Origin of the sequence: Acidisoma sp. L85 (genome assembly GCF_009765865.1) — a bacterium.
GTDB lineage: Bacteria > Pseudomonadota > Alphaproteobacteria > Acetobacterales > Acetobacteraceae > Acidisoma.
This window is the reverse complement of sequence record NZ_LMUQ01000049.1, coordinates 65007-74340: the sequence shown is the minus strand read 5'-3', so window position 1 is coordinate 74340 and position 9334 is coordinate 65007. Positions and strand designations below refer to the sequence as shown.

The following is a 9334-nucleotide window of genomic DNA, read 5'->3' as shown; positions in this document are numbered from 1 at the left end:
CGATCTACGCCTTGCTGTTGTTTGCGGTCTATTTCAACTGGTTTCCCGCAATCGGCGCGGGCGAGCAGGGGCATCCGCTGGACGAACTCTACCACCTTGTGCTGCCCGCCTTTGCCGTTGGTCTGGGCTGGGTCGGCTACCTCGCACGGCTGGTGCGCGCGTCAATGCTGGAGGTGTTGGGTGAGGCTCATATTCGTACAGCACGCGCCTTCGGTCTGCCGGAGCGGATGATCGTCTTTCGCTATGCGTTGCGGATCGCGGTGCTCCCAACCGTTACCCTCATCGGCCTTGGGATGGGTGGCCTGCTTTCCAGCGCCGTGTTCGCGGAGGCAGTATTCAACCGGCCGGGCATTGGCAAGATGGTGCTGGGTGCGGTGGAAACGCGCAACTATCCGGTTGTCATGGGAACCGTGCTCGTCACGGTTGGCCTCTTTGCGCTCTGCACCTTGTTGGCCGATCTGGTCGTCGCGCTCCTGGATCCCCGTGTCCGTGCCGGTCTCTGACATTTCAGGAACGGTCGTGGTGACGGCAGGGCGGTTCTCCCCGCGGCGATTGTTGGCTGGGGACTGGACGCGTCCGGTCGGCGGGTTGCTTGTGCTGGCCTTGATTATCTGCGCGATCGGCGGGGATGCGCTAGCGCCGTACAGTCCCTTCAAGATGGCGCTAGGCATCCGTTTCTCAAATCCTTCCTGGGCGCATTGGCTGGGCACCGATCAGTTAGGGCGGGATATCCTTAGCCGCATGATTGTGGGCGCCCGTTTCGCGTTGTTCCTCGGTCTGTCGGCGACTGGTATTTCGGTTATTGGCGGGGTGTTGCTCGGTCTGATCGCCGGCTTTGGCCCGCGCTGGCTGGATGCGATGTTGCTTGTGATCTTCGACACCACCTATTCTTTTCCGGTGGTGATGCTGGCGCTGGCGGTGATCACGCTGCTCGGTCCGGATCTCGGCACGGTCCTACTCATCATCGTCATCGTCACGATCCCCCGTTATGCGCGCCTTATCCGCACTTCCACCCAGAGCATTCGTGTCGCGGAATTCATTGTGGCCGAGCGCTCGTTAGGCGCGAGACCAGCGCGCATTCTGCTGCGCCACGTCCTGCCCAACGTCATCGGCCCGCTGCTGATCCTTGCTAGTATGGATATTCCGGGCGTGATCACGCTCGAAGCCGGCTTGAGCTTCCTTGGTCTCGGTGTACCACCGCCCGCACCGAGCTGGGGACGGATGCTGAGTGAGGGATACAACTACATTCGCGACACGCCTTGGATCGTCGTCGGAGGCAGCTTGCCGCTGATCCTCACGACGCTAGGTTTTACTTTCCTTGGCGAGGGCCTTCGAGACGCACTGGATCCAAGACTGCGGCGCGGCCGGTGAACGGGGCTATGGCAGGGCCGATGCTCGATGTGAGGGACCTCAGCGTCTCCTTCGCCAGCGCTGCCGGCAGAGTTCAGGCGCTTCGGCATGTCGATTTGGCGGTAGTCCGCGGCGCCATAATGGGAATTGTCGGCGAAAGTGGCTCCGGAAAGTCTACGCTGATCGGTGCGGCAACCCGGCTGCTACCGGAGAATGCCGATATCAGCGGTGCTGTGCAGTTCGATGGCGAAGACCTGCTAGCCCTTAAGTCCGCTGCCCTACGTGCCTTGCGGGGTCGGCGTATAGCGATGGTCTTCCAAGACCCAATGACGGCACTGAATCCGGTGCTATCGATCGGACAACAGATGACGGATATTCAGTATCGCGATCGCCTTTCTGCGACGGATAAACGTGACCGAGCCGCCGCGATGCTTAGCCGCGTCGGCATTCCTGACGCCGCAGCGCGCCTGTCTCGCCATCCACATGAGTTCAGCGGAGGCATGCGCCAGCGCATCGCAATTGCCATGGCGCTGCTGGGTAATCCCGACCTTCTGATCGCCGACGAGCCGACGACAGCGCTGGATGTCACGATGGAGGCGCAGATCATCCACTTGCTGCGTCTCCTGCGTAAAGATTTTCACGGATCTATTCTATTTGTCTCGCATAACCTGGGACTTATCGCCGAGCTTTGTGACGACGTGACGATCCTTTATGCGGGTGAGGTTATGGAACAGGCACCGGTGCGGAATATTCTTCTGCAACCACGCCATCCCTATACGCGAGCGCTTCTGGATTGCGATCCGGCGCGTATCCCGGGCATGGCGCGGATCCTACCGACAATCGGGGGTGAAGTGCCAAACCTCGTCTCGCCCCCGCCAGGCTGCGTCTTTGCGCCACGATGCCAAATGGCGAGCGACATATGTCTTACGCCACCGCCGGCGCACCGTGTCGGCCTCGGACACGTTGCTCGTTGTCACAAAGTCGGTCCGTGAGCGCTCTGCTGGAGGTAAAGGGGCTCGGCGTGCGCTATGATGCCCCGCGTATTCTTCCTTTTGCGGCGCGTCACGGGGTCGATGCGGTGCTGGACGTTTCATTTGATATCTTGGCCGGGTCAACCTTCGCTTTGGTGGGCGAAAGCGGATCGGGCAAGAGCACGCTCGGCCGCGCTGTCATGGGCCTTGCGCCATTCCGTGCAGGACAAATTAAGATTGCCGGCGCCGCCATGCCCTCAGGCGGGGACGCGTCCCTCGTGTTGTGGAGGCGACAGATGGCGATGATGTTTCAGGACGCGATCGCGTCGCTTAGCCCGCGCCTGACCGTGCGGTCGCTGGTGACGGAACCTTTCGACATTCATGGCTTCAGGCAGGGTTTGCGTGCGCGGGACCGCGAGGCCGAATGCCGGCGATTGCTGGCCTTGGTCGGTCTTCCGGCGGACTTCGCCGAGCGCTATCCTCATCAGCTCAGCGGCGGGCAGGCGCGCCGTGTGGGCGTCGCACGTGCCCTGGCACTATCGCCAAGGCTGATCATCGCTGACGAACCAACTGCTGGCCTGGACGTATCCGTCCAAGGCGAAATCCTAAACCTTCTTCGGCGATTGCAAGATGAACTCGGGCTCACCTATCTGCTGATCTCCCATAATCTCGCAGTGGTGCGCCATGTCAGCGATCGCATGGCAATCATGTATATGGGTCGTTTCGTCGAGATGGGGGATACGGCCGAGATTTATGCCGATCCCGCGCATCCTTACACGCACGGGCTGCTGGCGGCTCAGCCCGAGATTGATCCGGACAAGCGCCGCGAGGATGTCGAGTTGATGGGCGAAGTACCTAGTCTGGCCGCGCGTCCTTCCGGGTGTGAATTCCACACTAGGTGTCCGCGCGCGCAACCGCTCTGCACCGAACAGGCTCCCGACGACAGAAATATCGGGCAGCGGGTGGCGCGTTGCCACTTCCCGCTCGTGTCGTAGGTCGATCGCCCGATTTCTTCATCATGCCCAGCTCGGAGCAGTGCGCCCCTCGCCGAGCATGATTTGTGCCTTCAGGCGTTTCCGAATGCGAAGAGCAGTGGCACGCCGTCCGGCAGCAAAGCTGGAACCACATTGTCGCGCGTAATGCTGGGCGTCGCGCCGTTTGTGATGAAGAGGTATGCACCTGATTCTTCCATAAGGTCCTGCATATGCTGATACGTCGCGTTGCGTTCCTTCGAATCGCGCATATGCAATGCCTTCTCCTGCAGCTTATCGAACTCTGGGCTGCTCCAACGTTCCCAGTTCCAGACGCCGATCTGGGCGGTCGTAAACCAAGCCGTGGCCCACGAGGGGTCGGGTTCCATTGTGTAACGGTTGAGGATGAGCTGGATTTCGTTCCAACTCGTGCCCGTCTGGCTGCCGAGGGTCCAGAAGGTGCCGGAGTCATAGGGTTTGATGTCGGCCGTGATACCCACTTCGCTCAGGCTGGCCTGAATCACTTGCGCAGCGGACAGGAACTCCGATGTATTGAGGCAGGCGAGGGTGACACGCAGGCCTTCTGACTTACCAGCCTTCTCAAGCGACGCCTTGGCCGCATTCGGATCATAGCCATAGAGGTTCTTCGTCCGATGACCGAGCAGACTGGGAGCGACGATACCGGTCGCGCGCTGCGCCTGACCGAAATAAGCCGCCTCTAGCACGGAATCCATATCGACCGCCTGCTGGATCGCGCGTCGGACGTTGACGTCTTGCAAGTTTGGATGTGTAAGGTTCATGCCGAGCCAGGTGAAAGCAAGGGACGGCCGTTCGATCAGCACGGCATGTGCCGGAGCCTTTTTCTTCAGTCGGGCAAGCGCATCCAGCCCGATCCAGGTGAAATCCAGACTCCCCGCCTCGAATGCAATCTCTGCAGTATTCGGGTCTTCGATCGGATAAATCTCGATGCTATCAAAGGTGGGTGGTGTGCCGGAGAAGTCCGGATTGCGCGTAAGGACGGTTTTCTGTTTCGGCACCCACTGGCCGATCTGGTAGGGGCCGGAGACTGCCGGAAAGGCAGTGGTGAACTTCTTGCCGGGCAGCGCTTCCACCGCCTTCTTGCAGACGATCATACCAGATGCCTCTGGCAGCGTGCTGGTCCAGAGCGGCGCGAAATACTCCTTCAAAACAATCACACCGGAGTAGCTGTCGGTAACCTCGACATGGTCGAGCGACGACCAGTCGGTCATGTAGGGGGACTGGTTCTTCGGGTTCGCTATCCGCTCGAAGGAATATTTGACATCCTCAGCCGTCAGCTCACCGAATCCGTTGGACCATTTGATGCCCTTGCGTAGCGTGAAGGCCACATGAGTGTCGTCGATCTGCTTGATTGATTCCGCTGCGTCTAACTCCCAGTCCCAAGAGGTACCGGGCTTGTGGCGGATAAGCTTGCTCAGGCAGCAGACGGCAATATCGACATCAGGCTGTGAAATCCAATCCAGTGGATCGAGCACCTGAAGGTCGGAATAGGAGCGGGCGCGGAGGACCTTCGACACCGCGGCGTCGGCAGCACTGGGCAGGCCACCGGTCGCGGCCAAACCGATCGCAGCTAGTCCCTGAAGCGCCTGCCGTCTGTTCAATCTCAGGGCACTCATTACGAAACTCCTCAGTTGTAAAGACAACTGCATTGTGAAGCGCAAATCCAACATGGAAGGCCTGTGGCGTCAATCGACGCGCGGGTCATCATCCGACATGGTATCTGAGGTAACTCTCATCTTCCACGTATACTTTGCCAAGCTCGGCGGCTTCCGTCATTGTGTGTCGCCGGCTCCATTCGCGACGGGCCGTCGTTCCAGGCGTGAAGAGCAGGCAAACTATGGATCGGAGCGAGTTGAATTGCTTTTAAACGATCCATAGGTTGCCCGCTGATGGGCGGGGCGGGGCGACGTCACGGGTGCAGCAGAGAAACCTGGCCTGCGCCAAACTCGCCTAGTAACATGTGCCTGGGAAATGCTCGCACGCTGGTCACGAGCCTCAACACGAGATAACGCGCCTATCTGCCTGTTGACCAAATTACCCGAAAATTGGGACTCACGAAATCGAGGATACAGTTGGCTACAAGTTGCGGGCTCTCCAATGTCGCAAGATGGCCCGTTGCTATCTCCAAATAGCGCTCGTTTGGGATGAGATCGACGAGCCCTTGTGTATAAGCGGGCGGGACCAAATAATCGTGGGTGCGACCGGTAGCCAAAGTAGGTTTGTTGATGCGCCGCGCTTGGTCTCTTACATCCTGTGTCAGAAGCAATTCGAGCTGCCGCGCCAAGCCATCCCAATTACTTCGGGCAACGATTTCCTCAATGAACTGAAGCACTGTCGGATAGTCCATCTTGGCGAGGAAATCCGGGGCAAAGCCGGTAAACAGGAGCAAACGCGTCAGCGCCTTCCGATCTGTGCGGATCAGATCCCGCCATAGCTCGAATTGCAGTGTCTGGCGCGCATCTGCGCTCGTCGAGGACGCAGCGAGCAATATGACAGAGCGCACAAGATGGGGGTATTCGGCCGCGAGACAGGTCGCAACTGTAGCGCCGAAGGTGAAGCCGACGAGATCAAAGGGTGTCGCGCCCGCCAGATCAGCTGCTGCGACTGCTTGAGCGGCCAGCATAGCGACGGTTAACGGCCTTCCATCATCAACCGTCTCGCCCGGTCCCGAAAAGTCCGGTCGGACGACGGTGTGACATTTGGACAGCCGGCCGATCAATTGGCTCCGATTTGTTTCGGAATTGCCGCCCGCGCCGTGCAGGAGGATCGGGCCGGGCCCGCCCCATCAACCTGAAAAGCCACCGTCGCCTCATCAACCTCAACACAATGTTTCATTGCTTGCGATCGCTCCTACACGGTCTGACCGCAGAACCTGTGCTATCTGCGGCAGGCCAGCGCACCACGCAGGCATGCTCAAATTGTGACCGCGCCTTAGATCAGGGGCCGGCCTCGATTACGCCGTAAAACGTAGACCGCCGTCGCAGATCAGCGTCTGGCCGGTCATGAAGTCGTCGGCGATCAGAACGCGATCGCCTGCGCCACGTCCTCCGGCCGCCAGACGCGGCCGACCGGGGTTCTGGCCGCGAAGTCTTTGAACATCGCCTGCTTCTGGGCCTCAGGCAGGGCGTCCCACCAGGGCGTATCAATCACGCCCGGGGAGACCCCATTCACTCGCATGGGCTTGAGTTCGACTGCGAGGATCTGGACGGCGGCGGTCAGTGATCACGAGTCTCTCGTTCAACCGGAAGCAGCTCGTGCTTACGGAACGCGGTGTCGCTGAGGCGGGAGACAAACCCCGTCGCCGCGCCGAGCCGAAGCAGAGCTGGGTAGGCTTCGGGTCCGCCGAGCGTCGCCCAGTCCTGCTCGACACCGGTTTGCAGGAACGCTGTCGCCAGTAGCGCTGCGCGATCCGATGCTTCGAGCCGAGCGAGCAAGGATTGAATTTGATCCAAGCTGGCGTGAAGGATCCCGGTCCGCCGGGGCAGGCAGTCGAGCCCGGCGATCCAGTAACCCGAGCGTCGCAGCGACGCGGCGAAGGCCTCGCGCGTCAGCGGCTCCAGTCGATCCGAAGCCTGCGCGAAATCCTCCCATTCATTCTCACTCACCTGGAGGTCGGTGATGCTACCAGCCGCGAGCGGGGGATCGCCCTCCGGATAGCGGACGGTAGGGCCACCCGCGAAAAGAAGATCAAACGATCCTGGGGCCCGAGCGCCTTCGCGAGCTCAAGCAGCACCTGGGCCAACGGGGAATCCGCCGGGAGACGGTGAAGATCGTCGATGACGAAGAGGATGGGAGGCCGCGTGCCTCCCTTGAAGAGAGCCCGGAACCAATGGGCCGAGAAGCTCTTCAGTTGAGAGAAAGCTTCCGGGGTATAGGCGGGGAGGGGCTCCTCATTGTCGTTGAGCTGTTCCTCGAGGGCTGATCCGACGAGCTGGAAGAAGGCCGCGATGTCCTCGTCGGCATCGTCGGCCTGATACCAGATGGCGTGGCCTGTCCGCTGCACGACCCAGTCGAAGCAAAGCCAGCTGGCGGCGAGGAAGGTCTTGCCGCTCGCCGGCGGACCCACAATGGCGATGACGCCGGCCTTCGATACTGCCTCCATCCGCTTGAACAGACGCCGTCGCGCGACCATGCCATCGGCAAGCGCTGGTGAAAGCTTGTGCGGGAAGGTGGATGCGACGGTTAATGCAGTAGCTCCACCAAAGCGGAGGGGCAGCAGAGACATAGCGACGAAAGCTCCGAGACTAAAATGAATGACTCAAATGAGGCGATGTCGTTATGAAAATATCAGTCGCTCATGGAAGACACCAGCCTCGATCAAGCGGCGATTTGCATTCGCGCGGATGAGACTGTTCTGCATTCGACCAGGCGCCGACAAATGACGCGAATTCGATCCTTCTCTTCGTCGGTTTCCTCTACAGCGCGAAGTGCGTGCCCTCGCTGTGACGGTCCGTCTACCCCAACACTCCAAGCGAGCGCGGCTAACCATTGATGTCCAACCGGCGGCGTGGCACGAAAAGGACGCTCAATGATCGACGAGTAGGAGGAACATGGCGACGACGACCGGGGCGTGGGAGCTGGTCCACGAGCAACATACGCCGATCAAACAGGCGGCGAGACGACTTGGCGTTCGAGTCTGTGAGCTCTACGAGCTGTTGCAAAAGGAGAAGGCCGAGCGCGACAATGCGAACCACCGAGCCGTCGCTCTTCTATCCGCTGTCGTCGCTCCTCGAACTGCTCCGCCTGCTCAGGACGGCGATGTTAGAGCGCGCGCCGAGCGGCTCCTGGATGACGGTCTCGGAACGCGCAGCATTTGTGAAAGGCTGGGCCGCACGGAGAGATGGCTCGCTTCGGTGAGGCAAGACCGCGAGATGAAGTCGACCTCCGAAAGTCCAAGGGGCGGAGCACCCTAATCCGTCTAGCAAATGCGAGCAGGCTCACAGCAGCTGATTCCCTTTCTTGATTTCTCGGCCGCCGTTGATTCAGCGAATTCATCTAGGTGCTCCGACATAGTGTTTGGCGCACAGCGAGGAGAGAGTTAGGATTCGGCCAGTTCTTCTGGGAGAACCCGACATGGTCGTCATTCGGGCCAACGGGGCGCGGCTTGAACTCGAGGCGCCCTATCATCCCGCACTTCCGTATCGTGCAAGGCAGGTCGGTGGAACGTGGCTCGGCTCGACGACCGGCTGGGTCTTTCCACTCAAAGCGGAGCAGGCACTGCGCGCGCTTTGTCAGGACATCTGGGCGGTCGATGGCAGGATTGCCGCTCTAGAAGACTTGGTTGATCTTCGGATCACGGTCGACGAGCGGGTGCCATTTCGCTCCGTGTTCGAAGCGCGTGAGACGCCGATCTATCTCGTCGGACGCGAGATCGCTGCGTCCCTCAGGAACCTGCGTGGGGCTCGCCCAGGCCGAGGCATCCGGTTCCTCTCGGGGAAGCCAAGATGCCTCACGTCGCCCAGCACGTGGGCGACATCTATTCCCGATGGCGCTGTCTTCCTGATTCGCGACGTGCCGCGCTGCGCCCTCGGCCGCTTTCGGGAAGCCGTCGGCAAGGCTGGCCATGTCGAGGAGAGTGCTTCTAGATATTGCGAAAGCGCGAGTGATCCTGTGAAAGGTTGACGGCGTCGCCTCGGCGATGTGGGACCTTAGACCAACTTCTTGAGCAACGGCGAGACTTTGAACCTCACGGTTTTGCCCGCCTTTACCTTGACCGGCTCACCTGTGCGTGGGTTGAGCTCCTTGCGGGCCTTTGTCTTGGCGACACGAAAGGTGCCGAAGCTGGGTAAGGTGAAGCCGCCGGAGGTTTTCAGCTCTTTGACGATGGCATCTATGAGGTCACTGCCGCTCGATTCGCCGCGACACCAGTCAACTCAGCAGAGTCCTGCAGAACGGAGGCAATGAAGCCTTTTGACACGCGCTCGGGCGCGTTAATGCGTCGAGCACCCGAGCGGGGTGTCACGCCATGCAACGTCAAATTCGACGCCGGTCTGCGTTATACGG

10 protein-coding genes and 1 pseudogene are annotated in these 9334 nt (G+C 60.3%); 5 read left to right on the top strand and 6 right to left on the bottom strand.

Annotated features, from left to right (window positions below):
- From GSQ83_RS14510 to GSQ83_RS14495, 4 genes are all read left to right on the top strand, one after another.
- Window positions 1-503, top strand: a 503-nt coding sequence (locus GSQ83_RS14510; RefSeq protein WP_158803726.1) for an ABC transporter permease, incomplete at its 5' end; no start/stop codon positions are given.
- Complete coding sequence (locus GSQ83_RS14505) at window positions 484-1371, top strand: ABC transporter permease (RefSeq protein ID WP_216850202.1); 888 nt, start codon at window positions 484-486, stop codon at window positions 1369-1371. The genes GSQ83_RS14510 and GSQ83_RS14505, both read left to right, overlap by 20 nt.
- Before the next feature lie 20 nt (window positions 1372-1391).
- Window positions 1392-2342: an ABC transporter ATP-binding protein gene (locus GSQ83_RS14500; protein WP_254065693.1), complete on the top strand. Its 951-nt coding sequence runs from the start codon at window positions 1392-1394 to the stop codon at window positions 2340-2342.
- Window positions 2339-3316, top strand: coding sequence for an ABC transporter ATP-binding protein (locus GSQ83_RS14495; protein WP_216850200.1), 978 nt, complete (start codon window positions 2339-2341; stop codon window positions 3314-3316). Before GSQ83_RS14500 ends, GSQ83_RS14495 begins: the two co-directional genes overlap by 4 nt.
- A 71-nt stretch (window positions 3317-3387) precedes the next feature.
- On the opposite strand, the gene GSQ83_RS14490 is transcribed toward GSQ83_RS14495, so the two are convergent.
- From GSQ83_RS14490 to GSQ83_RS14470, 5 genes are all read right to left on the bottom strand, one after another.
- Complete coding sequence (locus tag GSQ83_RS14490) at window positions 3388-4947, bottom strand: ABC transporter substrate-binding protein (protein ID WP_158803582.1); 1560 nt, start codon at window positions 4945-4947, stop codon at window positions 3388-3390.
- Window positions 4948-5345: 398 nt separating this feature from the next.
- On the bottom strand, window positions 5346-6092 hold the full coding sequence (locus tag GSQ83_RS14485; RefSeq protein WP_256367102.1) for an alpha/beta fold hydrolase: 747 nt from the start codon (window positions 6090-6092) through the stop codon (window positions 5346-5348).
- A gap of 257 nt (window positions 6093-6349) precedes the next feature.
- Entirely contained in the window at window positions 6350-6508 is a 159-nt protein-coding gene (locus GSQ83_RS14480) for an SDR family oxidoreductase (RefSeq protein WP_216850198.1), read from the bottom strand.
- A 38-nt stretch (window positions 6509-6546) separates the two neighbouring features.
- Window positions 6547-6936, bottom strand: coding sequence for a hypothetical protein (locus GSQ83_RS14475; RefSeq protein WP_158803581.1), 390 nt, complete (start codon window positions 6934-6936; stop codon window positions 6547-6549).
- Window positions 6933-7556 (bottom strand): AAA family ATPase, encoded by a 624-nt coding sequence (locus GSQ83_RS14470; protein WP_158803580.1) that lies wholly within the window; start codon window positions 7554-7556, stop codon window positions 6933-6935. Before GSQ83_RS14470 ends, GSQ83_RS14475 begins: the two co-directional genes overlap by 4 nt.
- A gap of 848 nt (window positions 7557-8404) precedes the next feature.
- On the opposite strand from GSQ83_RS14470, the gene GSQ83_RS14465 reads away from it, so the two are divergent.
- Window positions 8405-8953, top strand: coding sequence for a hypothetical protein (locus tag GSQ83_RS14465; RefSeq protein WP_158803579.1), 549 nt, complete (start codon window positions 8405-8407; stop codon window positions 8951-8953).
- A 26-nt stretch (window positions 8954-8979) separates the two neighbouring features.
- On the opposite strand, the pseudogene GSQ83_RS14460 reads toward GSQ83_RS14465, so the two are convergent.
- Window positions 8980-9248 (bottom strand): annotated as a pseudogene (locus tag GSQ83_RS14460) (HU family DNA-binding protein).
- Window positions 9249-9334: the final 86 nt, after the last annotated feature.

Excerpts from the sequence above, each read along its gene's own strand:
- GSQ83_RS14500 (WP_254065693.1), top strand. The coding sequence starts at position 1,392 with ATGCTCGATGTGAGGGACCTCAGCGTCTCCTTCGCCAGCGCTGCCGGC.
- GSQ83_RS14490 (WP_158803582.1), bottom strand. The coding sequence starts at position 4,947 with ATGAGTGCCCTGAGATTGAACAGACGGCAGGCGCTTCAGGGACTAGCT.
- GSQ83_RS14480 (WP_216850198.1), bottom strand. The coding sequence starts at position 6,508 with ATGCGAGTGAATGGGGTCTCCCCGGGCGTGATTGATACGCCCTGGTGG.
- GSQ83_RS14470 (WP_158803580.1), bottom strand. The coding sequence starts at position 7,556 with ATGTCTCTGCTGCCCCTCCGCTTTGGTGGAGCTACTGCATTAACCGTC.
- GSQ83_RS14465 (WP_158803579.1), top strand. The coding sequence starts at position 8,405 with ATGGTCGTCATTCGGGCCAACGGGGCGCGGCTTGAACTCGAGGCGCCC.